The sequence below is a fragment of the Aequorivita aurantiaca genome (assembly GCF_030410135.1).
In the GTDB taxonomy this organism is placed as follows: Bacteria; Bacteroidota; Bacteroidia; order Flavobacteriales; family Flavobacteriaceae; genus Aequorivita; species Aequorivita aurantiaca.
Genome location: NZ_JAUGQQ010000001.1, coordinates 566,724 through 593,383, shown reverse-complemented (window position 1 = coordinate 593,383; position 26,660 = coordinate 566,724). Strand labels below are relative to the sequence as shown.

The window sequence follows — 26,660 nt, the reverse complement described above, 5'->3', positions numbered from 1 at the left end:
TTTCGTTTTATCAAAAAAAATTGGTTTCAGCCAAAAACGAAACAGAAAGTCTGCAAGCTCTGGATAGTTTGTTATCCCTTACTTTTAAAACTGACACTGCTGCTTTTATAAAATATAGTATGCAGTATATTGCACTAGCCCAAGAAATGGATAGCATTGAAGCCGCGGCCAAAAAAGCGATGAACCTTCAGTTTCCGCTAACTACCTATGCCAATGACCCGTTAAATGCAATTACAATAATAAATAGTGTGCTGGCCCGAAAATATAAAATCAAGGACAGCCTATTGTTGGGCGGTCTTTATATTAAACGTGGCAAGGCCAATACGAAAGTAGATTTTAAAAAAGCCATAGAAGACTATAACATGGCGCTGGAAAATTTTTCAAAAAATGACTCCCTTAACATTGCGGACACCTATCTTTTCAGAGGGCAGGCATATTCAAATTTGGGAAGGTTTGTTTTGGCGGGAGATGATTTTACAAAAGCATTCAAAATTTATGAGGACAAAGAGGAATATGATTATATGGTGTATGCCCAGCAAGGCATCATCAGCATGTTCAGCATGAATGGTTTCTATGAAAAGGCAAAAGCAGAGCGCAAGGCACTTATCAAAAAAATGAAGGCTTTGGGATTAAACAGATTTCTAGCTAATGAATATTATAATCAGGCACTGGATTATAAAAAAATGGGGAAACGCGAATTAGAATATAAATCATTGCTTATAGCCGATAAAAATTTTGAAAAGAACAACACCAACCAATCATTATTCATAGGTATACATTCCAGATTGATCGAATATTATTGTGAGCACAACCAGCTAATTGAAGCAAAAAAACACTTGGAACTAATTGAAAGTTTAGAATATGACCTTGCGGGAAATCCGTCCGCAACACTGAATTATTTGGGCGGAAAGGCTAAATATCTGCAAACCACCGGAAAACTGGACGAAGCATTGGCGCTTGCCGAAGAAAAACTTGCCGCTGCCAAAACTTTAGGCCTTGAGGATGAAATAATGAGTTCCTATTCCTTTTTGGCAGAACTATATTTTGATATGGGAGAATTCAAAAAAAGCGTGGAAAACAACCAAGCCTCCAACGCTATCAAGGATTCTATTTATAACCGAAGTACCGCTAATGCCTTAGCCTATTACCAAACTCTTTATGAAACTGAGAAAAAAGAAAAGGAACTGGTTGAAAAATCCACCAATATAAGCTTGCTCGAAAAGGATAACGAAAGTTTTAAAAAAGCAATGCTCTTTGGCGGCATAGCCATACTCTTGGGCTTCGGGTTGATCCTGCTTTTCCGCAATCAGCGCCATTTAAGAAGCAACAAAATTCTACAGGAAAAATTTAGCCAAGAACTATTAATTTCCCAAGAAAGTGAGCGTCGTAGAATTTCGAAAGATCTGCACGACGGTATCGGGCAACAGTTATTAGTTATAAAAAACAAGCTTATGGCCAGCGGTGATGAAGATTCCAAACAATTGGTGGACCATACCATTGAAGAGGTTCGCGCAATTTCCCGGGACTTGCACCCTTTTCAACTTCAAGAGCTCGGCATCACAAAAGCGATTGAATACACCATAAATATGATAGATGAGAACACCACGCTTTTCATTTCGGCAGAAATAGACAACATTGACAACATATTCTCCAAGGAAGATGAAGTAAACATCTATCGCATCATCCAGGAAAGTTTGAGCAATATACTAAAACACGCGAACGCCGAGGCGGGAAAGGTTTCCGTGAAAAAATTCACTAACAATATCCTCATTTCCATTCGGGACAATGGCGTGGGATTTGATTTTTCAGAAAAATATCAGGACGTAAAATCATTGGGGCTAAAAACGTTATTAGAAAGAACCAAATTCCTCAAAGGTCAAATGAAAGTAATTTCTAAAAAGGACACCGGCACCGTGATAGAATTTCAATTTCCATTATGAACAACACTACACCATCCATCATTATTGCAGACGACCACCCCTTATTATTGAAAGGCCTCAGCGACTTTTTAATTGAAAAAGGCTACAACTTGTTAGGGAGTGGCAAGGACGGCCGTGAGGCATATAACCTCATTGCCAAAAAAAAGCCGGATATCGCGATTTTGGACATTCAAATGCCATATATGTCCGGCCTTGAAATTGCCCAACAATGCAAAGGCCTGGACATTCAGACCAAAATTGTTTTGATAACCCTCCATAAAGAAAAAGACCTCTATCAAAAAGCACAGGAACTAAATATATTCGGGTATATCCTAAAGGAATTTGCGCTTGAAGAGATCGAGAATTGCATCAAGACAGTAACCGAAGGCAATCCTTTCTTTAGCGAAAAAATAAAGGAATTGATAGGTGTTGTTTTTGTTGATGACGGGGAATTGAATACGCTTACCCCTTCGGAAAAAAAGATTTTAAAATTAATAGCGCAGGACAAAACCAATAAAGAAATAGCCTCACAGCTTTTCATATCCTATCGAACCGTTGAAAAACACAGAAGCAATATAATTACCAAACTTAATATCGAGCCTAAAACCAACAGTCTACTTATCTGGGCAAAAGAGCATCATGAAAAACTGCTATAGAGAAATATTTATGGCGGAATAAATTTACGTGTTACCACGTATTTGATAATTCTATATAAAGCCGGATATTTACATTATGAAAGAAACAGTTTATATAGAAGAAAAAGAGAAGGATTACAACAATACTACAACTTCTTATAAACCAGGAGTTATAGTAATTACTGTTTCAGTAGTATTGGTTTTGTTGCTCAATTTGATTAATACTATTTTTTTTAGCTGATAAGATGTTTCCTAGCTAACCAAAAAAAATCCGGCACTTGCCGGATTTTTTATTTCGTATTTTGGTTTATAGCTCTAAGGCCTTCTTAACATCATTATTCATAAGTAATTCTTCAGGACTTTCCAAGGCTTCCTTCACAGCCACTAAAAACCCGACGGATTCCCGTCCATCGATAATTCTATGATCATATGAAAGGGCTACGTACATTATTGGCGCAACCACTATTCCACCATCGCGAACAATTGCTCGATCCACAATGTTATGCATTCCTAAAATTGCCGATTGAGGAGGATTGATAATTGGGGTAGAGAGCATGCTCCCAAAAACTCCTCCATTGGAAATAGTAAAGGTGCCACCGGTCATCTCATCCACAGTAATCTGGCCATCGCGAGCCCTAATTGCAAGTCGCTTTACTTCATCTTCCACTCCTCTAAAACTTAAATTCTCAGCATTTCTGATAACCGGAACCATTAAGCCTTTGGGACCCGAAACTGCTATTGATATATCCTTAAAATCATAGGTAATCATGTAATCGCCATCAATCATGGAATTCACATCTGGGAAAAGATCAAGTGCCCGCACCACAGCCATGGTAAAGAAGGACATAAACCCAAGGCCCACCCCGTGCTTTTCCTTAAACTGTTCTTTGTATTGATTGCGAAGTGAAAAAATTGCGGTCATATCCACTTCATTAAAAGTGGTGAGCATTGCCGTTTCATTTTTTGCAGTTACCAATCGCTCCGCTACCTTCCGGCGAAGCATAGAAAGTTTTTTGCGTTCGCTACCGCGACTACCTTTACCTGGCGTTCCCATTGACGGGGTTGCGCTGGCAGCATCTTCTTTTGTTATTCTACCGTCGCGGCCACTTCCTTTTACATCTTTGGAATCCATTCCTTTTTCGTCTAGGATTTTCTTTGCGGCGGGTGAAGCCGAACCTGTTGCGTATGTTTTTTTATCCTGCTCCTGATTGGGCGTAGAAGATTTTGAAGGAGTTTGTTTTTCAGCTTCTGCTTTTTTCGGCTCTTCCTTCTTTTCCTTTTTCTCTGTTTCCTTTGCTTTCGCCTTATCTAAATCTGGTGCGGCGTTTTCCCCGCCACTCTCATCGCCGGGTTTTTTATAGGTTTCTGTTTCATCATCTTGCCCACCGGGTTTTTTCGCATCGGTGTCAATAATGCAAACCACATCACCAACGGCAACGGTATCTCCTTCTTCTGCTTTTAGGGTGATGATGCCGCTTGCCTCCGCTGGAAGCTCAAGGGTTGCTTTATCGCTATCCACTTCGGCTATTGCTTGATCCTTTTCAACATAATCGCCATCCTTTACAAGCCAGGAGGCTATTTCAACTTCTGTGATGGATTCTCCCGGAGAGGGGACTTTCATTTCTAATGCCATAATTTTATCTTTTTTGCAACCGTGGGGTCACTATTTTAATTGCGTGTTTTTCGTGGCGGTCTTTCAATATACTTTTTGTGATTTGCGCTTTATTCTTTCATCTTAAAAAGGGAGCCTTAAAATTAATGATTTTCCGTAAAGAAATTTACTCCATAGTCTTATCAAAAACACTTTCAATCACTTTTGCATGACGTGCTTTGGACCTGACCGTGCTTCCGGCGGCAGGCGCAGCATACATTTTTCTGCTACAGACTCTAAAATTCTTTGATTCTTCAAAATGCATTAATATGTGGGAATAGGCACCCATATTTTTGGGCTCTTCCTGTGCCCAAACCACATCATCTGCGTTTTTATACTTTTTGATGATTTTTTTCATTGCTTCGGTGGGTAGTGGGAACAACTGTTCTACGCGCACGAAGGCGATATCATATCTATCCAACTCTTCTCTTTTTTCAATTAGGTCATAATAGAATTTGCCCGTAACGAATACCAGGGATTTTACTTTGGCAACTTTTGCGTCTGCGTCATCTATTACCATTTGGAAGGTGCCATTTGCCATTTCTTCTTTTGTTGAAACCACCTTTGAATGGCGCAACAAGCTTTTTGGGGTAAAAACAATCAATGGCTTGCGATAGTCCGTTTTCAATTGTCTTCTAAGCAGGTGAAAAAAGTTTGCTGGAGTGGTAACATCGGCCACAAACATGTTGTCCGAGGCGCACAATTGAAGATAGCGCTCCATTCTTGCAGATGAATGTTCCGCGCCTTGCCCCTCATAACCGTGGGGCAATAACAGCACTAATCCATTTTGAAGTTTCCATTTATCTTCAGCCGCTGAAATATATTGATCAATCATAATTTGGGCCCCATTGCTGAAATCACCAAATTGTGCCTCCCATAAAGTGAGCGAATTGGGGCTGGCCATTGCATATCCATAATCAAACCCAACTACTCCATATTCCGATAACAATGAATTGTATATATAAAAATTTCCTTGTTCTCCTTTCAAATTGTTCAGCAAAATCACTTCTTCCTCACTGTCCTCAACTTTTATAACCGCATGACGGTGCGAAAAGGTTCCCCGTTCCACGTCCTGGCCGCTCATCCGAACGTCGTGTCCTTCCTTTAATAAAGAGCCATAAGCCAAAAGTTCTCCCATGGCCCAATCCAACTTGTTGTCTTCAAAATACATGGTGTGTCTTGCCTCCACCAGTTTGGCTATTTTTTTGAGGAATTTTTTATCTTCTGGCAGCTTAGTGATAACTTCGGCAATTTCATCCAGTTTGTCTTGATCAAAAGTGGTATCGACGGCCGTCATCATCTTATCTTCTTCAGCATAGTCGTAACCTTCCCACTCATCCTTCATGAACGGTGTGATTGTGGTCTTATCCTCTTTTCTTGAAATTTCGAGATTTTCCTCTAATTTGTTTTTGTATTCCTGCTCTAATTTATCGGTATAGCCTTCATCTATAATGCCTTGGGCAATAAGTTTTTTGGCATAAATATCACTCGGGTTGTCGTGTTTGGCAATTGCCTTGTACAGTTTAGGCTGCGTGAAACGTGGCTCATCCCCTTCGTTGTGGCCGTATTTTCTGTAGCCCAAAAGATCGATAAAAACATCGCGAGCAAACTCCATTCTGAAATCCAAGGCAAAGTTCATTGCATGGACTACTGCCTCAACATCATCAGCATTTACGTGCAATATGGGCGAAAGGGTAACTTTTCCAACATCAGTACAATAAATTGAGGAGCGTGCATCCAAGTAGTTTGTGGTAAAGCCAATTTGATTATTAACTACAATATGGATGGTCCCTTGTGTTTTATATCCATCGAGCTGTGCCATCTGTATTATTTCATAAACAATACCCTGACCGGCTATTGCTGCGTCTCCATGAACAATAATTGGAAGGACCCTATTTGGCTCTTCTTTATGATGATCGTCCTGTTTTGCTCTTGTAATTCCCTCAACAATTGCTCCCACCGTTTCCAAATGGGAAGGGTTTGGAGCAATATTTAGGTTAATTTCTTTTCCGGACTGGGTTTTTCTTTTTGAGGTCCAACCCAAGTGATATTTCACATCACCGTCAAAGATGTCCTGAGCATAATCCTTTCCGTCAAATTCGCTGAAAATATCCTTAGCGCTTTTTCCGAAAATATTGGTTAATGTGCTCAATCGACCTCTGTGGGCCATTCCCATCACAAATTCCTTTACGCCTTTTTCCGCTGCATTCTCAATTAGGCTGTCCAAGGCAGGAATCAGGCTTTCACCGCCTTCCAACGAAAACCGCTTTTGCCCAACATATTTTGTGTGAAGAAAACTTTCAAAAGCTACGGCTTCGTTTAATTTTTTAAGGATATGTTTTTTATGTTCGGTGGAAAAGTTAGGCTGATTATCGTTTACATTAAGTTTCTGTTGAATCCATTGAATTTCATCCGGTTTACGAATGTACATATATTCAATTCCGATGGAGTCGCAATAAATACTTTCCAGGTGTTTTATGATTTCTTCCAGCGTGGTTTCTCCTATACCAATAATTTCACCCGCACGAAAGGTGGCCTTCAGATCGTGTTGTGATAGGCCGAAATTTTCCAAAGCTAATGTTGGTGTATACCGCCTGCGTTCACGAACTGGATTTGTTTTTGTGAAGAGATGGCCACGGGTTCGGTAACCATCGATTAATCTTATAACCTGAAATTCCTTAATAACATCTTCACAATTGGCGCCTTCTGGAAGTTCTGGGGCCTCTGCAGCTTCATTAACACCGAAAAATTCCTGCGCACTATTCTCCGAACCAAAGTCAAAGCCTTGGAAAAATGCGCGCCAACTTGGCTCAACGCTATCTGGGTATTGTAAATATTTCTCGTAAAGTTCCGCGATTTGGGAAGGATGGATCGCGTTTAAGAATGAAAATTTATCCATGATAAATATACAAATGGGTCTTATTTATAAAACGGTACAAAAATACAACAATTACCCAAACTACCCGTGTTCAACATATATATTTATAATTCGAAAATCTTAAAGTATTCATAATGATAATGTCTGGATTTATGCATGTTGACAAAGTAATTTTGCAAATTATTATCCCTCTTTTTTAGTACGGAATTCGAGAGTGCTGAATCCAGAAATTATTGGACGGCGATAAACCCATTAACTGAAATGTATTGAGGTTTTCCCTCGCCTTTACCCTATTGCTTTTGCGGCCTTATATTGATGAATTCGCTAAACATTTCTTTGCATTAAACTGTTTCCAAAATTACGGAACATAGTTTTCCTTTCCTCCGTTATGTCTATTTCCTGCAACAGGGCAAAAGCTTTCACGCTGTATTTTTCAATTTCGGTTCGTGTGGCCTGGGCGGCCCCAGATGAAAGAAAGATTTCACGAACGGTTGCTATTTTGTCCTCAGGATTCTTCGGATTTATGCTGAAAAGATGCTCCAATTCCTCAGCTTCCGCTACGGTACCCTTCTGAATGGCCATTAAATACAAAATAGTTTTTTTGTTGGAAATAATATCACCGCCAACCTGCTTTCCGAAAGTTTCGGGATTCCCGAAAACATCGAGATAGTCATCCTGTAACTGAAATGCGATACCCAAGTTTCTTCCAAATTCATAGATTTTATTTTTATCAATATCCCGGGCTTCAGCCACAATTGCTCCCATTTTCATTGCTGCGCCCAATAGAACCGCAGTTTTGTGATCAATCATATGTATATATTCGGTCATGGTAACATTGTCGCGGGTTTCAAAATCCATATCATGTTGTTGCCCTTCGCATACCTGTAAAGCGGTCCGGCTGAATAACCTGGCAAGTTCTTGAAAAATTTTCGGCTCATAATTTTCAAAAAACTGATAGGCCAAAATAAGCATCGCATCGCCGGATAGGATTGCGGTGTTCACATCCCATTTTTCGTGCACTGTCTTTTTTCCTCTTCGTATGGGTGCATTGTCCATTATATCATCATGGATCAAAGAAAAATTATGGAATAGCTCAATAGCCAGGGCGGCATTGATTGCTGTTTTAAAATCTTTTCCGAAAAAATCACAAGTCATCAACGTAAGCGCAGGTCTGATGCGCTTTCCCCCTAAGGCGAGTATGTACTTTATTGGGTCATATAACTGGTGTGGCTCTTCAATGGCAATGGCATCGGCCAGAGAATCTTGAAGAACAGAGTTGTATTTTTTCAGAATTTCCATGGTGCAAAAATTTCGGCTAAAGTAAAACAAGCTTGGCAAAAGGCCACACGATTCTGTTTCAAAATGCCTGTACCGTTAAGCTTATGTTAATAAAAATAAAACTTTGGAAACTTTTTTTGTTTTAAAAGTTTCCGCGACATACCTTTGCCCTCCATTATGAAAAATAAAATTATTCAAAAGGCCACGGATCTATTCTTAAAATTAGGTTTTAAGAGCGTTACCATGGATGATATTGCCAATGAAATGGCCATTTCCAAAAAGACCATTTATACTCATTTTAAAAACAAAACGGCATTAGTAAAGGAATGTACCTTTTGCGTTATGGACAGCATTACCACCGGTATTGATGAAATTTGTTCGTTGGATCAAAACCCGATCGAGGAACTTTTCGAAATAAAGAAATTTATTTTACGCAGGCTTGAAGATGACCAATCCTCGCCACAATACCAATTGCAAAAATACTATCCGGAAATCAGCCAAAAATTGCACCAAAGCCAATTCGAAAAAATGATGGATTGCACCCGGAAAAACGTAAAAAAAGGCATCGAACAAGGGTTATACCGAAGAAATTTGGATCCAGATTTTGTGGCAAGGCTCTACTTTTTGGGCATTCATGGAATAAAGGATCAGAGCTTATTTCCAAAAAGTAAATTTCCCGTAAAATTCGTCACAGAGGAATATCTTGAATACCATCTTCGGGGCATAGTTACTGCCGAAGGTTTTCTAACCCTAAAAAAATTCATCAAAGAGCACCACACAAATGATTAAAACACTCGCAACCTTCAGTTTAATTTTAAGCGTAACCTTTGGTTTTTCTCAACAACCAAAAAATTACTCATTTAGCTTGGAAGAAGCCGTAACTTTTGCACTGGACAGCAATTACGCCTCCATAAATGCCCGACGCGATATAGCAAAAGCCCTGCAACAAAAGTGGGAAACAACCGCAACCGGCTTGCCACAGATTGATGGAAATATATCGTACAACAATAATTTAAAACAGCCCGTAACCCTTATACCTGCAGAGTTCGGAAGTGGCGAGGCTGGCACATTTGTTCCGGTTACCTTCGGAACAAGACAAAACGCAAACGCCGTGGCAACGTTGAACCAATTGATTTTTGATGGAAGCTATTTGGTAGGTCTAAAGGCGGCAAAGGCATTTTTGGATTATTCCGAAAACGCAAATGAAAAAACCCGTTTAGAGGTTAGAAGAGGCGTAGTCAATGCCTACGGAAGCGTTTTGTTGGCTCAGGAATTGGTGGATATTTTCGAAAAGAACAAAGCAACTCTGGAAAATAACCTCAATGAAACGCGCAAAGTTTTCGAAAACGGTCTTACGGAAGAAGAAAACGTTGAACAGTTGGAAATCACACTTTTAGACCTGGACACCCAATTGAACAACGTACGCCGCAGTCAATCCATTGCAAAACAAATGTTCAACCTTTCCTTGGGCATTGATGTGGAAGCACCCGTAATCTTAACCGATTCGTTAAATGAACTTGCTGACAAAAATATTAGTCTTTCCTTATTGGACGCCGCATTGACCATGGAAGAGAACGTAGATTATAAAATTGCCAACAATCTGGTGCAACAGCGTTATTTTGAAATGAGGCTGGAAAGAAGCAAATTCCTTCCAAGCCTTTCCGCATTTGTGAACTATGGCACCTCAGCAAATGACAATGACTTCACTTTCTTAAACGGTGACCAAAAATGGTATCAATCATCTGTATTGGGCGTAAGCTTAAATGTGCCAATATTCAGCAGCGGAATGCGGAGCGCCCGCACCCAACGATCAGAAATTGCGCTGGACCAGGCCGAAACAGATTTTGAACAAACAAAACAACAAATAAAACTGGATCTAACCACTGCACGGAGCAATTACCTTTTTGCAATTGAAAAATATGAAAATGCCAAAAAAAACCTGCAATTGGCAGAGCGGGTTGAAAACAAGAACCAGATAAAATTTATGGAAGGCCTTTCATCCAGTTTCGATTTGAGGCAATCGCAAACCCAACTTTATACCGCCCAACAGCAGTATTTTCAGTCAATGCTGGACATTATTAACGAAAAGGCAAACTTGGAAACGATTTTAAATATTCCCCAGCTCCGCATTTCTTCGGAGGAAATAAAGGGAAAATATTAAAAAGTTGAAGGGTTTAAACGTTTATTAGGTCAAAAATTTAGAAAAATTGAAACGATGAGAATATTTTCATTTGAAAAATTACAGGTTCGGCAAAAGGCGCGACGACTTTCAATAAACAATTATAAATGCTCCAAATATTTTGACGTAGAAGAAAAAATTGGGATTACAAGTCAGATGCAGCGAGCTTCTATTTCAATTTCGTCAAATATTGCTGAGGTAACGGACAGATATTCATATAAAGATAAATCCCGATTTACCGAGATTTACTATGGTTCAGTTTTGGAACTTTTAAACCAATTAAGTCTATCAAAAAATTTCAGAAGAAGAATATCAAAATATACGGAAGACATTTCAGAAATAGCAGCAATGCCGGATGGTCTTTGTAAAAATCAGGTCAACAAAAAGTATACACAATCAACTTTAAACTCATAAACTTTTCAACTTCTAAACTAATGAAAACTACAATCACAATATTATTTGCAGGTTTAATAATGGTAAGTTGCGGCCAAAAAGACCCCGGCTCCGTTGAAGCCGTTATTGAATCCGGCGACCTTTCCGCAATGAAGGCAAAGAAAGAACAGGTGTTGAAGTCCTATGACAGCATTGCTCAAGTCTTGGGCCGACTGGAAAAAGCCATTACCGAAAAAGATACTTTGAAAAAATATCCACTGGTAACAACTTTCACCTTAAAAGACACTTTATTTCAACATTTCATTGACATCCAAGGAAATGTGGAGACTGATCAAAATCTTTTGATTTATCCCGAATACCAAGGGGTGCTTACACGTGTTTTGGTGAACGAAGGCGACAAGGTTAGCAAAGGCCAAACCCTTGCCCGCATTGACGACGGTGGACTTTCAAACCAACTGGCTCAAATGGAAACGCAATACGATTTGGCAAAAACTACCTTTGAGCGACAGGAGCGTCTTTGGAATCAAAAAATAGGTAGTGAAATTCAGTACTTACAGGCAAAAGCAAATATGGAAGCCGCCAAAAGTTCGGTGGACCAAATGCGCGCCCAAGTGGGCAGAACTACGGTTAGGGCGCCATTTTCTGGAACCATTGATGAAATTATAACGGAACAAGGAACCGTGGTAGGTCCCGGTGGCCAACCGTTAATGCGAATTGTTGCACTTGGCGATATGTATGTAAAAGCCTCCGTACCGGAAGCTTATTTAGGAAGTATTGCAAAAGGAACTTCAGTGAAAATGACTTTTCCGGCCATAAATAAAGTTGTGGAAGGCCAAGTGAAAAACGTAGGCAATTACATAAATCCAAACAACCGCACCTTCCAGATTGAAATTGATGTTCCCAATAAGGACAAAGCAATAAAGCCAAATTTGGTAGCCAAGCTCGAGATTAATGACTACAGCCAAGAAAATGCCCAACTCATCCCTGCAAACGCCATTCAGGAAAACAGCAAAGGCGATAAATATGTTTTTGTGTTAACCGAAAGAGTTGCTGATGAAGCTAAAGCTGTTCGTAAACAAATAGAAACTGGAAAAAAATATGAAGGCATGGTAGAAGTTATTTCCGGACTAAAACCCGGCGAAACTATTGTGAATGAAGGCGCGCTTACGCTAAATGATGGTTCTGCCGTAAAAATCAAAGAAACCACAAACAACCTTCCTAATGGAACAAACTAAGAAAAAATATTTCGGCGTTTCAAACTGGGCCATCGAAAACCGCATGACGGTCTTTGTGCTCATTGCCATCGTGCTCATCGGCGGATTGATGAGTTATATGAATCTTCCAAGGGAATCCTTTCCGGAGGTTATTGAATCAAAAATTTACGTGAGTTCGGTTTTCCCCGGAAATGCGGCGGAAGATGTTGAAAAATTGATTACAAAACCGCTCGAAGAGGAATTGAATGATATTACCGGAGTAACGAAAATTACTTCAAACTCACTTCAGGATTATTCCATGATTACCGTGGAATTTGAGGAAGACATCACTCCCGAAGCCGCAAAAATAAAGGTAAAGGACAAGATTGACGCCGTAAAGGCACAACAGGATTGGCCCACAATTGACGGAGGAGCGAAGGTAGAACCGAACGCTTTCGATCTAAATATTTCTGAAATAATGCCCATTGCGCAAATAAACCTGCGTGGCGATTACCCTTCCCAACAACTGAAGGATTATGCCGAGGATTTACAGGATGAAATTGAGGATTTGCCGGAAATAAAGGAAGCAACGCTTTTGGGCGTGCAGGACAAGGAGGTTGAAATAGCCGTGGATGTTTACAAAATGACCGCCGCAAACGCCACCATAAACCAGATTATTGCCGCTATTCAGAATGAAAATGTAACCATTTCCGGCGGAAACGTAATTGAAAACGGGCTGCGCAGAAACATTCGTGTAATCGGTGAAATTGAAGCGCCAGAGGACCTTCAAAATGTTGTGGTGAAAGAAGACGGTGGCGTTGTTTTGCTTCGTGACATTGCCAATATCAATTTTAGGGAAAAGGATCGAACCACCTACGCCCGCGAATATGGCGAGCCGGTGGTGATGCTGAGCATAAAGAAAAAAAGTGGCGAAAACCAGATTGTCGCCATGGAAAAAATCAAAGTTTTAATAGACGAAGCAAAAGGCGAATATCTTCCAGATAATCTTGAAATTTCCATAACCAGTGACGAATCTACCCGTACCGAGGCACAGGTTGCCGAACTTGAGAATAGTATCATTTTCGGGGTATTGCTCGTGGTTGGGGTTTTAATGTTCTTCCTGGGTTTCCGAAATGCACTTTTTGTGGGTATTGCCATTCCACTTTCAATTTTATTGAATTTTATGCTGCTTCCTATTTTGGGAGATTTCTTGGGAATGAACATCACCCTAAATACAATGGTACTTTTCGCGACGGTAATGGGCTTGGGGATGCTCGTGGACAACGGAATTGTGGTAGTTGAAAACGTGTACCGTTTGATGGATGAAGGCGTGCCGCGACTAGAAGCTGCAAAACAAGGCGTCGGTGAAATCGCGTGGCCAATTATTGCATCCACTGCTACCACCATTGCGGCTTTTTTACCGCTCGGTTTTTGGCCGGGAATTATGGGAAAATTTATGATATTTTTCCCGCTTACCCTTGCCACAGTCTTGTTTTCCTCCCTATTAATAGCACTGGTGATGAATGCGATGCTCACCTCGGCCTTTATGAAAACCGAAGAAGGCGAACTGAAGCGCTCCGATTTGATAAAACTTAGTAGCGCGCTCCTAATTTTTGGGATATTGCTGATTATTTCAGGACTTACCGAAACGCATATTATTTTTCAAATACTGGGAGCAATAGTTACACTATTAGCGATTTTTTGGTGCTATAGAGGTTGGCGAAACCGTGAAAAAACCTATCTATTAAAAAGAGGGTTGGGCCTTTTGGCGCTTGGAGTTCTGTTTCTGATTCTCGGTTTTGTTGGAAGTCCAAAAGCGCTTACCGGCTTTGGAAACCTTTTCGTTTTCGTGGCAATCTTGCTTTGGTTTTTCAAATACGTTCTAACCCCGGCATCTCGTAAATTCCAGTACAAATATTTACCGGCATTTGAAAAAAGATATCATAAATTTTTGGAGTTTGCTTTAAAAGGAGGTAGAGCCTATCAATTTGTATTTGGAACTTTTGGATTATTGATTCTTTCATTTATAGTATTCGGCATTGCCACTCCGAACGTACTTTTCTTCCCGGAGAACCAGCCAAATCAAGCTATTGTTTATATTGAATATCCCGAGGGAACGGACATTGAAAAAACCAACGAAATGACCAAAACCATCGAGCAACAAGTGTTTGATGTATTGGGAAAATATCAATATGAAAAAGATGGAAAGCCATATAATTTTATGGCGGAGTCCATCATTTCACAAGTAGGTGAAGGTGCCGGAAATCCACAAACAGACGGCGCATCCTCAAATGAAATGCCCAACAAGGGTAAGGTTACTGTGCTTTTTCGCGAATATAAATATCGCTATAATGAAGATGGCGACAAGATAAGCAGCGCCGATGTTTTGACCGAAATGCGACAGGCGGTGCAGGGCTATCCCGGCGTGAGTGTAATTGTGGATAAGGATGCCAACGGCCCTCCGGCCGGTTACGCCATTAATCTTGAATTGAAAGGCGAGGATTATGACGAACTTTTAAGTGAAGCCGAAAAAGTTCGGACGTACATAAATAGCCTTTCCATTCCCGGAATTGAGGAATTGAAGCTGGACGTAAACCAGAATAAACCCGAAATGGAAGTTTATGTAGACCGAAAAAAAGCGGGCGAACTCGGTGTAAGCACGTCTCAGGTTGGGCAAGCTTTGCGAAGCGCTATCTACGGTTTTGACGCTTCAACATACAAGGAAGGCGATGACGATTTTGATATTTTCGTTCGATTTGGCGATGAAAATCGTTATAACCAAAGCGCGCTTTTCAACCAAAATATTACGTTTAGGGACACCAACGGAAATCTAAAAACAATCCCAATTTCCTCTTTAGTAACCACCAAGAATATCGCAACGTTCAGTTCCATAAAAAGAAAAAATCTGGATAGGGTAATCACCATTTATTCCAATGTTTTGGAAGGTTTCAACCCAACTGAAATTGTCCAAAAAATCGAAGGATCAATGAAAACTTATGAAATGCCGCAGGATATTTCGTATGACTTTACGGGCGAACAGGAAGAACAAGCCAAAAACTTGGCATTCCTTTCCATGGCATTGGTAATTGCAATGTCATTAATTCTTTTGATTATTGTGGCGCAGTTCAATTCCATTTCAAAACCGTTTATCATTTTTGTGGCCATTGTGCTAAGTTTTATTGGCGTGCTCTTCGGGTTGGTTATTTTCCAAATGGATTTTGTGGTAATTATGACGATGATGGGTATCATTGCCCTCGCGGGAATTGTGGTGAACAACGCCATCGTACTTATAGATTATACCCAATTACTGATTGACCGCAGAAAAGAAGAACTCGGCATTCCACAGGAACAATTGCTCACGCGCGAAGATTACCGAGAGCTGATAATAGCGGCAGGAAAAAACCGTTTGCGCCCAGTATTGTTGACGGCAATAACTACTATTTTGGGATTGATTCCGTTAGCTATTGGTTTCAACCTCAACTTTTTTACGCTATTTACCGAGTTTGATCCGCAGATTTATATTGGTGGCGACAATACCATTTTCTGGGGTCCGCTATCGTGGACCATCATTTTCGGGCTTACTTTTGCCACATTCCTGACGTTGGTAATTGTGCCCACAATGTTCTATTTATTGAACAGGGCGAAAATTAGGTTTGCAGATGAAAAGCAGAAAAAAGCACGGTTGAAGCAGATTTCAGAATAAGCATTGACAAAAACCCTTTCAATAGAAAGGGTTTTTTATTATTCAAATTATAATAATCCCATCAATTCACAACTATTCATTTATTACTTATTAAATTTGCCACCTAAATTTTTCTCAGAAGAAAATGTACAGAACGCACAACAACGGCCAACTTCGCGCGGCACACATTAATAAAGAAGTAACCCTCGCAGGATGGGTACAAAAAATCCGCAACAAAGGTTTTATGGTTTGGGTGGACCTTCGGGACCGCTACGGCATCACCCAGCTTATTTTTGATGAGGAAAGAACTTCAAAGGAGGTAATTGAAAAAGCCACAAAACTTGGCCGCGAATTTGTAATCCAAGTAAAAGGAACTGTCATTGAGCGCGAGTCCAAAAACGCAAACATGCCCACCGGCGATGTAGAAATTTTGGTTTCTGAATTGACTATTCTGAATCAATCCGAAACCCCGCCCTTCACCATTGAGGACGACACCGACGGCGGCGAGGATTTGCGAATGAAATATAGATACCTCGACATTCGCAGAAAACCGGTTCGAGATAATCTTATTTTCCGCTCAAAAGTTGCGATGGCGGTTCGCAATTATCTTTCGAAGGAAGGATTTATTGAGGTTGAAACTCCGTATTTAATAAAATCCACTCCGGAAGGCGCACGCGATTTTGTAGTGCCATCCCGAATGAATGAAGGACAGTTTTATGCACTTCCGCAGAGTCCGCAAACGTTTAAGCAATTGTTGATGGTTGGCGGAATGGATAAATATTTCCAAATAGTAAAATGCTTCCGTGATGAGGATTTGCGCGCAGACCGCCAGCCGGAATTCACACAAATTGACTGCGAAATGGCCTTTGTGGAACAGGAGGATATTTTGAACGCTTTTGAAGGGTTGACAAAACATTTATTGAAAGAAATAAACGGCGTTGAGATTTCAGAGTTTCCAAGAATGACGTATGACGAAGCAATGGAAAAATACGGAAATGATAAACCGGATATTCGTTTCGGAATGGAGTTTTGCCCCCTAACTACCGAAGGGGGAGTTGTGGGAACTTTTGAACCTAAAGGATTTCCTGTTTTTGACAATGCAGAATTGGTAGTTGCCATTAATGTAGAAGGCTGTGCCGAATATACCCGAAAGCAAATAGATGCTTTGGTAGATTGGGTAAAGCGCCCACAGATTGGTGCTACAGGATTGATTTGGGTAAAATATAATGCAGACGGAACGTTAAAATCCTCAATCGATAAATTCTTTGGTGAGGAAATTTTAAAGCAATGGGCTGAAAAATGCAATTCAAAACCTGGAGATTTAATGCTGATAATGGCCGGGCAAAAAAATAAAACACAAACCCAATTGAGCGCATTGAGAATGTACTTGGCAGAACAACTCGGTTTAAGAAAAAGCAATGAATTCGCCCCACTTTGGGTTGTTGATTTTCCACTTTTGGAATGGGACGAGGAAACAAACCGTTATCACGCCATGCACCATCCGTTCACTTCCCCAAAACCGGGACAATTGGAGCTATTGGACACAAATCCCGGCGAAGTAAAAGCAAATGCTTACGATTTAGTTTTAAATGGAAATGAAATCGGCGGGGGATCAATTCGTATTCACGACAAAAAAACACAGGCGTTAATGTTTGATTATTTAGGTTTCACACCCGAAGAAGCAAAAGCGCAGTTCGGATTTTTAATGGATGCCTTCCAATACGGCGCACCACCGCACGGGGGAATTGCTTTTGGTCTGGACAGACTAGTTGCCATTTTGGGAGGACAGGAAACCATCCGCGATTTTATTGCATTCCCAAAAAACAATTCCGGCCGTGATGTTATGATCGATGCGCCCGCGCCCATTGACCATAAGCAATTGGATGAGCTACATTTAAATGTTGTTATAAAATCCTAATGAAAAATCCCGTTAAAGCGGGATTTTTTAATAGCTTTAAAGATGCCAACACAAAAACGGAATTTACTTACGCGGTTTCTTATTTGGAGAATTAGACATATTTCCCACAAACAATTCGTGCTAATTTTAAGCATAGTGGTGGGTCTGCTCGCCGGAACAGGCGCGGTAATTCTCAAAAATTTCACTCATTTAATCCAACAGCTTTTAGAGGGAAATTTAATTGCCCATTATCAAACAGCCTTCTATTTTATTTTCCCACTTATTGGCCTCACTATAGTAATGCTTATAATGCGGCTAATAATCCGTCACAAGGTAAGCCATGGAATACCTTCCACTTTATTTGCGATTTCCAAACGTAAGGGCCTTATGCGGCCGTTCCAAATGTTCGGCAGTTTGATTACGGCACCCATTACCGTTGGTTTTGGGGGGTCGGTGGGTCTCGAGGGTCCCACGGTGGCAACGGGAGCCGCTTTAAGTTCCAATCTTTCCCGAATTTTTCATATGAATCAAGCCACGCGCACCTTATTGATTGGTTGTGCAGGGGCCGGCGCAATGTCCGCAATTTTTAAAGCACCCATTGCCGCCATTATTTTTGCGGTGGAAGTTTTCAGTTTGGACCTTACCCTGGCTTCCATGGTGCCTTTGCTCCTGGCCTCCGTTTCGGCCATTACCACTTCCTATTTTTTTTTGGGAACCGATATTTTACTTCCATTCAAAGTTTCAGATAAGTTCGAAATTAACGATATTCCTTTCTATATTTTATTGGGTTTGGTGGCATCCCTGGTTTCTATTTATTACACAAAAATGTACACCAAAATTCAGGATTTCTTTGAAAAAATAGGAAGTCCCACCAAACGTTTGTTAATCGGCGGCATCGGTCTTGGAATTTTGGTATATTTTATCCCGCCTCTTTATGGCGAAGGGTTTGATGTTATAAACAATCTCGTGCAAGGCAATCCCAAAGCCGCCTTGGAGAACAATTTTTTTAATTTGGATCTTTCCAGTATTTGGGTGGTAATTCTGCTTTTGGCCGGCTTGGTAATTTTTAAAATCATTGCCAGCGCGCTCACTTTCGGAGCGGGAGGCGTGGGCGGAATTTTTGCACCAACTCTTTTTATGGGGAGCCTCATGGGCAACTGTTTTGCCAAGATTTTAAATAATATTGGAATACTTAACAACCCGGTTTCCGAAAGTAATTTTACATTGGTTGGAATGACGGGCTTAATGGCCGGAGTGCTTCATGCGCCATTAACCGCCATATTCTTAATTGCGGAAGTAACCGGTGGCTATGAACTTTTTATTCCGCTAATGATTACTGCAGCCATTTCCTTTTCGCTCACCAAACATTTCATTCCCCATTCTGTTTATGCAATGGAATTGGGAAGAAAAGGTGACCTTATAACACATAATAAAGATCACGCGGTATTAACATTAATGGACATTACCACCGTAATCGAGCGCGATTTTATCGCTATATATCCTGAAATGGATCTCGGCGATATTGTGCACCAAGCTGTAATAAAATCAAAGAGAAATCTTTTTCCCGTGTTAAACAAGGAGACAAACGCTTTGGAAGGAATAATTCTATTGGATGATTTGCGGCCTGTAATGTTCGACCAAAAACTCTATAAGGAAATTAAGGCAAAAGAGTTTATGAACAGTCCGCCGGGCCTGATTGATCTGGATAAGGATAAAATGACCGAAGTAATGAAAAAATTTCAGGATACCGCGGCATGGAATCTTCCTGTGATTAAGAATGGGGCCTATTACGGCTTTGTTTCGAAATCAAAATTACTAACAGCGTACCGAAGAAAACTGATCGATTTTTCCGGAAAATAACAGAACGCCCAAGATATCCAGTGGACCTAAAACTAAAAAAAATATGAAATATTTCCTTACCATTCTGTTCATCTTAATTCTTATCAGTTTAGGAATTGGATTCTACGTGAAAGCTACCAATGAGGCAACCGGGAATTTAGTAATAGGAATAAGCCTAATGGCCGGATTTTTTGTATTGATGCCTCTTTTCATCTACTATCGATGGAAAAACCGCAATGTAAAAGATTACATGCTAACCAAGGAAAATATTCAAAAAATGCACGATTATCAAAAAAACAAAAAAATATAGTCGATTAAAATATTTTGATTTCCTTAACATTTGAATTCAGATTTATTATACATTTGTATGAGTATTAATTTATTTTTTATTTTAAAATGGAAGGAACAGTAAAGTTTTTTAACGAATCAAAAGGTTTCGGTTTTATCACAAACGACGACACCGGGAAGGACATTTTTGTACACGTAACCGGCCTTAACGGCGAAGCTATTAATGAAGGCGACAAAGTAGAATATGTAGAAGAAGAAGGAAGAAAAGGACGTGTTGCGGCTAAAGTTCGCGTAATCCACGACTAAAGATATACGTTACGGATGGTAAAAGCCTTTCATTGGAGAAAGGCTTTTTTGTTTTAATTCAAATTTCTTTTCTCGATAAAAAACCGTTTTAACAGTTGCGATGCCTCCGCTGCCATAATCCCCCCGATAAGGTTTGTTTTGGGATGCAATTTGGTATTTAGTGAAATACAACCCCTCAATTCGTCCCGCGCGCCATAAACAATTTTTGAAATTTGGCTCCAGAAAAGAGCCCCCGCACACATTTGGCACGGCTCGATGGTAACATATAACGTGCAATTTATTAGATATTTTCCACCTAAAAAGTTGGCAGCTGCCGTAATTGCTTGCATCTCGGCATGTGCAGTAACATCGTTCAAAGTTTCGGTAAGATTGTGGGAACGGGCGATTATTTGATTGTTAATTACAATGACGGCACCAATGGGAATTTCGCCTTTTTCATAAGCCGCTTCCGCCTCCTGAAGGGCACGCTTCATAAAATAAGCATCGTCGTATGGATCAATTATTTTCAAGTTGAAGGAATTTTTTGGTAATAGCAGGAACGAAAATACAAATTAACGAATTCACCAAATAACAATTTCGCAATAACTGTATCTTTACTGTGTGTCAGAAAAGATATTAAATACAATAGAAACGCCGGTTGACTTACGGCAAATTCCGAAGGAAAAATTGCCGCAATTAGCGCAGGAGCTTCGTGAATTTATTATAAATATTGTGGCCACAAAGGAAGGCCATTTGGGTGCCAGTTTAGGCGTGGTGGAACTTACCATTGCCTTGCATTATGTGTTCAATACGCCTGATGATATCTTGGTTTGGGATGTCGGGCATCAAGCTTATGGCCATAAAATCCTCACAGGCAGAAAAGATATTTTTCACACCAATAGACAATTGGGCGGCATAAGCGGTTTTCCCAAACGTGAGGAAAGCAAATACGATACTTTTGGAGTAGGACACAGTAGTACCGCGATTTCAGCAGCACTAGGAATGGCGATCGCTTCCAAATTAAATGGAGATTTCTCAAAACAACATGTTGCCGTGGTAGGTGACGCCTCCATTGCAAGCGGAATGGCATTCGAAGCTCTCAATCACGCAGGGGACACGGATACTAATATTCTCGTAATTTTAAATGACAATGCCATTGGAATTGACCCCAGTGTTGGCGCGTTGAAAAACTATTTTACGAAAGTAAAGCTTGATAATGCAAAGGAAGCTGACAATATTTTTGAGGCCCTAAATTTTAATTATTCCGGCCCCATTGACGGCCATAATTTAATGCTCGTAATTTCAGCATTGGAACGACTTAAAAATGTATCCGGCCCAAAAGTTCTTCATTTGATAACCACAAAGGGAAAAGGGCTACGACAGGCTGAAGAAAACCAAGTTGTATATCACGCCCCGGGGAAATTTGATTCCCTGACCGGTGATTTGGCGCCAAAAAGCAAGGAAATTCTTGCTCCAAAATTTCAGGATGTTTTTGGAAAAACGCTTGTGGAGCTTGCTTCTAAAAATGAAAAGGTAATAGGGATAACCCCTGCAATGCCAACGGGAAGTTCCCTAAAATTCATGATGGAAGTATTTCCCGAAAGAGCTTTCGATGTCGGGATTGCAGAGCAACATGCGGTAACCTTTGCAGCTGGCCTTGCCACCCAGGGGTTTGTTGTATTTTGTAATATTTATTCCACGTTTTTGCAAAGGGCCTATGACCAGGTGATTCACGATGTTTGTTTACAAAAAATTCCGGTAATTTTCTGTCTGGATCGTGCTGGCTTGGTAGGGGAAGACGGCGCCACACATCATGGTATATTTGATTTGGCATTTCTCAATTGTATTCCAAACCTCATCATTTTCTCGCCAAGAAATGAAATTGAACTTCGTAATATAATGTTCACCGCTGAGCAAGGGTTGGACTTGCCAATTTTTATACGTTATCCGCGCGGGAGGGGAAAAATTCTGGAATGGCAAAAACCACTTGACTTGGTTGAAATAGGAAAAGCAACCATCTTGACAGAGGGAACCGATATTGCTGTTTTGACCATTGGCACAATAATAGAAAATGCCCTGGAAGCAACGGCACTCTTGCCGTTGGAGCAACGGAAGAAATTTAGTTTGATTGATATCCGTTTTCTTAAGCCGATTGACGAAGTGCTTCTACACAAGGTTTTTAAAAAACATAAAATAATTATTACGGTTGAAGAAGGCACTATTGTTGGGGGTCTTGGCGCCTCCGTAGCTTCATTCGCTGCTGCGAACGGGTATAAAAATAAAATTGAAATTGTTGGTATTCCCGATATGTTTCCCGAGCATGGAAGTATTCAAGAATTGCAGGAAATCACTGGAATTTCAGTTGAAAAAATTAAGGAAATATTTCAACGAAACCTATAAAAAAAAGAGGCTCGATTGAGCCTCTTTTAACTTTATTTATTTGATGGAAAATTAATTGATTATCAATTTGGTAGTCTGTGATCTTTCTGCACTATCAATCTGCATTAAATAAATACCAGAAGTAAGTCCAGAAGCATTGATAGTGGCGCTTTGACGAAGTTCCACAGTTTGATTGAACACTTTTCTTCCATTCATATCAAAAATAGAGATTGCGGCTTCTCCAACATCCATTCTAGATTGGATGCTAAGCTCTCCATTTGAAGGATTTGGATAAATAATAAAGTTGATTCCGTTCGCGTCATTATCTGAAACGCCCAACTCACAACCAGCGGGAACATCAAAATTTTCAGTTCCATCAGCTCTACTATTGGTGTTTCCTTGGATTGCATTTTCTCCAAGACCTCTCTTAGCAAAAGCTCTCCAGATCAAACATCTATTAACACCACCATACAACAATTGGTCTGCCTCAAGAATTGCATCACGGCCATCCACAAATCCGGGACTACATGGTTGCAGTTTCATTCCATCCATTACTAATTGAAGTGCAATGTTATTTCCTCCAGTACCATTTTTAACATCTGGATCAAAACCGTAACGGTCTATCAAGTCCCAAGTTAGATCCCATAACATTGTTGCCCATACAGAACCTATTCCATGTGGAACGGCTTGGGTTTTAATACTATTGTAAGTGAAATCATTCACTGCAAAATCTGTATTGTAATATTTGGTTCTTAAACCTCTTCCGCCGATTCCTTCACCAAGTGCATATGTTCCTATTCCGCGATAATCGTTTCTGGAATCACCAACTTTCATGGTTAACATCAGTCCAATATAATCACTCCAACCTTCACCCATCTGCTCTTCATTTTGAAGACAACCGGCTTGGCTTGGTCCACCTGTTAATCGGTTTGAAACGCCATGGCCATATTCGTGGCCAATAATTACATTGTCAAGATCTCCATCTCTTTGGAAAGGGTCGTTTCCAGAACCGTCATCTTCTAAAGTGGCGTTAATGGTATCTCCGTTTAATATTGAAGAAATTAGAGCTTCTCCGTCCGATTGATATACCATAACGGCAGGAATCGTGATACCTGATCCGTTTCCTCCCATGGCAAGTGGATCACCGGGAACATCATTCACAACAATAACGGCAATAGCTCCCGCATTTTGCGCAGCGAGTGTTTTAATGTTGTAGGCACAGGTTCCTCTTCTAATCACCACTATTTTACCATTCAAATCTGCGCCATTTGTTATAGTGTTACAACCGTCGTGCGGATCGCCACTGCTATCAGATATAACTTCAAGCTCTGCGGTTAGAGGGGAAACTGGCAATGGTGGAGCGAAATTCGAATCTGCTGCATAATAAACTCCAGCCAACGGACCATTGTTTACAGTAAGGAAGGTTCCCAATATTTTACCTGGAGCATTCCAAAGATACATTTGCATTCTTGGCGCGCCACCATCAGGAGGAGTTCCAAAGTTCGCATTGTTCATCCCGCTGCCGTCCTGGGCATCTGCAACAACAAAATCATTACCGTTTCCTGGGTTGCCGTAATTATTTTTTTGGAAGTTTCCACTTTCTTCATCAAAACCGTAGTGGTATAAAATATCGTGAATCATGTTGTTCATATAGAACAAATTGGTGATTGCGGCATCTAAAAAGTTAACGGGAGTTTGAGGAAGGTTGTAAGGAAAATCGAAAGTAAGCGTCGGGCCACCTTCAGCGGTTGCGCCGTTACCATTATTTCCGTTTCTATCCTCATTAGCTAAAACGTTGTTTCCTTTTGTTTCAGTAAATTCTGGGCCGGCAACACCGTCCCAATCATGCCATCCGAATGGAGACGCCACAGGATCAGACGGGTCTGAAACTATTTGGTCGGCACCATCATTTGGCGCAATTAGCGGAAGAGCAAAAACACGGTAGGAAGCGCCATCGCCAAGCGTACGGCTAGCATTTTCTACTTTAGTATCTGCAAAAAGAAGACTGCCAGTATTGGTGTGGGAATGCGAGCCTTCGAAATTACAGCTTACAACCCAATCGTGTGAGTCCAATAAATTTCCTGTGAGTGCGTCAATACGAACACTATAATAATGAGAGGCATCCAAAAGATATATGCTTAAATCCCACGCCAATTTTAGGGCGCCAGTGTCATCCATTTTTTGATACACCAATTCAACGGGAATGTTTTCCAAGGAAATATTTCCGTTTGAGAAGATATAACGAGTATCGGAAACCGTTTCCACCAAATTTAGGTTTGAAGGATTGTCCAAGCCCAAGGCGTTTGCCGCTTTTGAAATGGCCATTACCGCAGAAATGGATGGAGTTTTGCTGTTAACCTTAGCCGCTACATTTTCGGTAAAGGAAAGTTTTGCATTTAAAACTGCTCCATCCTTAATAACGAAAGGAGATACGGAATTGAAAACTTTAATTCCTTGGTGACGCTGTTCAACATACACATTGTGCACATTCATGGTTTTTGAGGAACCTTGAGAGGCAATGGAAATATCCGAAATATCCTGCTGCTGTAGCGAAAATTGCGTTCGGTTCTGTTGAAGGTACGATTTTATCACACTGCTGTAATCCTGACCAAAGGATACGTTTACAGCAAAAATGATAATTAAGTAAAAAATTTTTTTCATAAGATAAAAATTAAGTTTTTAGGTGATTACGATCAGAAATGATTGACCAAAATTGTTTTGATATAAAATTTCTAAAAATAGAATTTATAAAAATATCATAAAATTGGTGATTAAACCTATCTAAGTTTAACTTTTAACATTCTTTCTTTCGTTGAAGCGCAACAACTATAAATTTCCTTTTACTTTCTGGAAAATTTGTAGAGCATTTCCATCCGTAAGTCTTGAAATGAAACTGCAACATTCCATAACATAAGCATAAACCGAATTGGGCTTTTGGGAAAGATCCCCTTCTAACATTTTCAATAATAGGTTGTCATAATGACGGGCTTTTCCGAGATAATGATTTTCATAAGCCGTAGTGAAAACATCGAGTAAGGTAGAAAGTATCGTATAACCAGCGATTTCCTTTTCCCTCACCTCGGCGCTTTGGTAAACTTTCTCAACACTGATTTTTATAATATCCGCAATCTGTGCACGATATTGGCTCTTTTCAAGCAAGCCTTCCGAAAAAGTCCCCTTTAATATTTCGTCTTCATTGCCAACAAAAATATTAGCAGCCTCAGAAATTAAGGTATTTATGGCAAGGGAACGTAAGTAGGCCAATCTATCCTGCGAAGTTTTCAGGCTGTAATAAACATCTTTCCGAATGTTGTCCCGAACTAGGTTGATCAAGTATTCCAATGCAATCTCCTCTTCAATTAAACCGAGATTTATCCCGTCCTCAAAATCTATTAGGGTATAACAAATATCATCGGCCGCTTCTACCAAAAAGGTTAATGGATGGCGCGCGTAGCAATTTTCATTTCGGCTCGAGAGGCCGAGTTCCGTGACCACTTCATCAAAAAAATCCAATTCACTTTGAAAAACGCCGAATTTTTTATCGGCTACGTGGGCTGAAGGTTTTTTGGGAAGTGACTGTTTTGGGTATTTCATAAAAGCGCCAAGTGTGGCATAAGTCAATCGCAATCCACCCGCTACTCCGTTTTTTGTTTCGGTCAAAATTTTGAATCCGTTCGCGTTTCCTTCAAAATCCACTAAATCCTGATATTCCTTTTCGGAAAGTTGGTTTTTGAAACGAAGGCCATTTCCATTCAAAAAATAATCGCCGATGGCTTTTTCACCACTGTGCCCAAATGGTGGATTTCCAATATCGTGAGATAGCGCGGCGGCGGCTACAATGGCGCCAAAATCATTGAATTGATAACCGTGCACATTCTGCAAGTGCGGATGTTTCTTTAATATTTCCTTGCCCACAATTCTTCCCAACGAGCGCCCAACTACGGAAACCTCAAGGCTGTGCGTGAGTCGTGTGTGTACAAATGAGGTTTTTGAAAGTGGTATTACTTGGGTTTTGTCTTGCAAACTTCGGAAAGCAGCCGAAAAAATAACGCGGTCATAATCCACCTCAAAGCCCAAACGGGTTTCGTTCTCTTCTATTCTGATCCTTTTATTTTTAATGCCCTGCTTCCGTAAGGAGAGCAGCTGTTCCCATTGCATCATATT

At 40.4% G+C, this 26,660-nt stretch carries 18 protein-coding genes; 12 read left to right on the top strand and 6 right to left on the bottom strand.

Annotation, left to right across the window (positions count from 1 at the left end; translation table 11 throughout):
- Positions 1 to 20 precede the first annotated feature (20 nt).
- Both QRD02_RS02735 and QRD02_RS02730 read left to right on the top strand, forming a co-directional pair.
- Positions 21 to 1,940, top strand: a complete 1,920-nt coding sequence (locus tag QRD02_RS02735; RefSeq protein WP_290253361.1) for an ATP-binding protein — start codon at positions 21 to 23, stop codon at positions 1,938 to 1,940.
- Complete coding sequence (locus QRD02_RS02730) at positions 1,937 to 2,575, top strand: response regulator (RefSeq protein ID WP_290253360.1); 639 nt, start codon at positions 1,937 to 1,939, stop codon at positions 2,573 to 2,575. Before QRD02_RS02735 ends, QRD02_RS02730 begins: the two co-directional genes overlap by 4 nt.
- A 286-nt stretch (positions 2,576 to 2,861) precedes the next feature.
- Here QRD02_RS02730 and odhB read toward each other — a convergent pair whose 3' ends face one another.
- The 3 genes from odhB to QRD02_RS02715 form a co-directional block, all read right to left on the bottom strand.
- Positions 2,862 to 4,187, bottom strand: a complete 1,326-nt coding sequence (gene odhB / locus QRD02_RS02725) for a 2-oxoglutarate dehydrogenase complex dihydrolipoyllysine-residue succinyltransferase (protein WP_290253359.1) — start codon at positions 4,185 to 4,187, stop codon at positions 2,862 to 2,864.
- 145 nt (positions 4,188 to 4,332) lie between these two features.
- Positions 4,333 to 7,104 carry a 2-oxoglutarate dehydrogenase E1 component gene (locus tag QRD02_RS02720; protein WP_290253358.1) on the bottom strand — a complete coding sequence of 924 codons (2,772 nt, stop codon included), beginning with the start codon at positions 7,102 to 7,104 and terminating at the stop codon, positions 4,333 to 4,335.
- Positions 7,105 to 7,407: 303 nt separating this feature from the next.
- Positions 7,408 to 8,382, bottom strand: a complete 975-nt coding sequence (locus tag QRD02_RS02715) for a polyprenyl synthetase family protein (RefSeq protein WP_290253357.1) — start codon at positions 8,380 to 8,382, stop codon at positions 7,408 to 7,410.
- Between the two features lie 156 nt (positions 8,383 to 8,538).
- Here QRD02_RS02715 and QRD02_RS02710 point away from each other — a divergent pair, with 156 nt between their 5' ends.
- The 9 genes from QRD02_RS02710 to QRD02_RS02670 all read left to right on the top strand — a co-directional run bounded on the left by QRD02_RS02710 (position 8,539) and on the right by QRD02_RS02670 (position 20,138).
- Complete coding sequence (locus tag QRD02_RS02710) at positions 8,539 to 9,150, top strand: TetR/AcrR family transcriptional regulator (protein ID WP_290253356.1); 612 nt, start codon at positions 8,539 to 8,541, stop codon at positions 9,148 to 9,150.
- Positions 9,143 to 10,522, top strand: a complete 1,380-nt coding sequence (locus tag QRD02_RS02705) for a TolC family protein (RefSeq protein WP_290253355.1) — start codon at positions 9,143 to 9,145, stop codon at positions 10,520 to 10,522. Before QRD02_RS02710 ends, QRD02_RS02705 begins: the two co-directional genes overlap by 8 nt.
- 54 nt (positions 10,523 to 10,576) lie before the next feature.
- Positions 10,577 to 10,954 carry a four helix bundle protein gene (locus tag QRD02_RS02700; RefSeq protein WP_290253354.1) on the top strand — a complete coding sequence of 126 codons (378 nt, stop codon included), beginning with the start codon at positions 10,577 to 10,579 and terminating at the stop codon, positions 10,952 to 10,954.
- A 20-nt stretch (positions 10,955 to 10,974) separates the two neighbouring features.
- Positions 10,975 to 12,168 (top strand): efflux RND transporter periplasmic adaptor subunit, encoded by a 1,194-nt coding sequence (locus QRD02_RS02695; RefSeq protein WP_290253353.1) that lies wholly within the window; start codon positions 10,975 to 10,977, stop codon positions 12,166 to 12,168.
- On the top strand, positions 12,155 to 15,829 hold the full coding sequence (locus QRD02_RS02690) for an efflux RND transporter permease subunit (protein WP_290253352.1): 3,675 nt from the start codon (positions 12,155 to 12,157) through the stop codon (positions 15,827 to 15,829). Before QRD02_RS02695 ends, QRD02_RS02690 begins: the two co-directional genes overlap by 14 nt.
- Positions 15,830 to 15,953: 124 nt before the next feature.
- Entirely contained in the window at positions 15,954 to 17,726 is a 1,773-nt protein-coding gene (aspS, locus tag QRD02_RS02685) for an aspartate--tRNA ligase (protein WP_290253351.1), read from the top strand.
- A 42-nt stretch (positions 17,727 to 17,768) separates the two neighbouring features.
- The gene (locus QRD02_RS02680; protein ID WP_290253350.1) at positions 17,769 to 19,565 is read left to right on the top strand and encodes a chloride channel protein; all 1,797 of its coding nucleotides are present in this window, start codon (positions 17,769 to 17,771) and stop codon (positions 19,563 to 19,565) included.
- 43 nt (positions 19,566 to 19,608) lie between these two features.
- Positions 19,609 to 19,854, top strand: coding sequence for a hypothetical protein (locus tag QRD02_RS02675; protein WP_290253349.1), 246 nt, complete (start codon positions 19,609 to 19,611; stop codon positions 19,852 to 19,854).
- Between the two features lie 86 nt (positions 19,855 to 19,940).
- Positions 19,941 to 20,138, top strand: coding sequence for a cold-shock protein (locus tag QRD02_RS02670; protein ID WP_290253348.1), 198 nt, complete (start codon positions 19,941 to 19,943; stop codon positions 20,136 to 20,138).
- 53 nt (positions 20,139 to 20,191) lie between these two features.
- Here the strand turns inward: QRD02_RS02670 and QRD02_RS02665 are convergent, their stop codons facing one another.
- Positions 20,192 to 20,641 (bottom strand): nucleoside deaminase, encoded by a 450-nt coding sequence (locus QRD02_RS02665; protein WP_290253489.1) that lies wholly within the window; start codon positions 20,639 to 20,641, stop codon positions 20,192 to 20,194.
- A gap of 97 nt (positions 20,642 to 20,738) precedes the next feature.
- On the opposite strand from QRD02_RS02665, the gene QRD02_RS02660 reads away from it, so the two are divergent.
- Positions 20,739 to 22,517: a 1-deoxy-D-xylulose-5-phosphate synthase gene (locus QRD02_RS02660; protein WP_290253347.1), complete on the top strand. Its 1,779-nt coding sequence runs from the start codon at positions 20,739 to 20,741 to the stop codon at positions 22,515 to 22,517.
- A 51-nt stretch (positions 22,518 to 22,568) separates the two neighbouring features.
- Here the strand turns inward: QRD02_RS02660 and QRD02_RS02655 are convergent, their stop codons facing one another.
- Together QRD02_RS02655 and QRD02_RS02650 are read right to left on the bottom strand one after the other, a co-directional pair.
- On the bottom strand, positions 22,569 to 25,157 hold the full coding sequence (locus QRD02_RS02655) for a T9SS-dependent M36 family metallopeptidase (protein ID WP_290253346.1): 2,589 nt from the start codon (positions 25,155 to 25,157) through the stop codon (positions 22,569 to 22,571).
- Positions 25,158 to 25,322: 165 nt separating this feature from the next.
- Positions 25,323 to 26,654 (bottom strand): deoxyguanosinetriphosphate triphosphohydrolase, encoded by a 1,332-nt coding sequence (locus QRD02_RS02650; protein ID WP_290253488.1) that lies wholly within the window; start codon positions 26,652 to 26,654, stop codon positions 25,323 to 25,325.
- Positions 26,655 to 26,660: the final 6 nt, after the last annotated feature.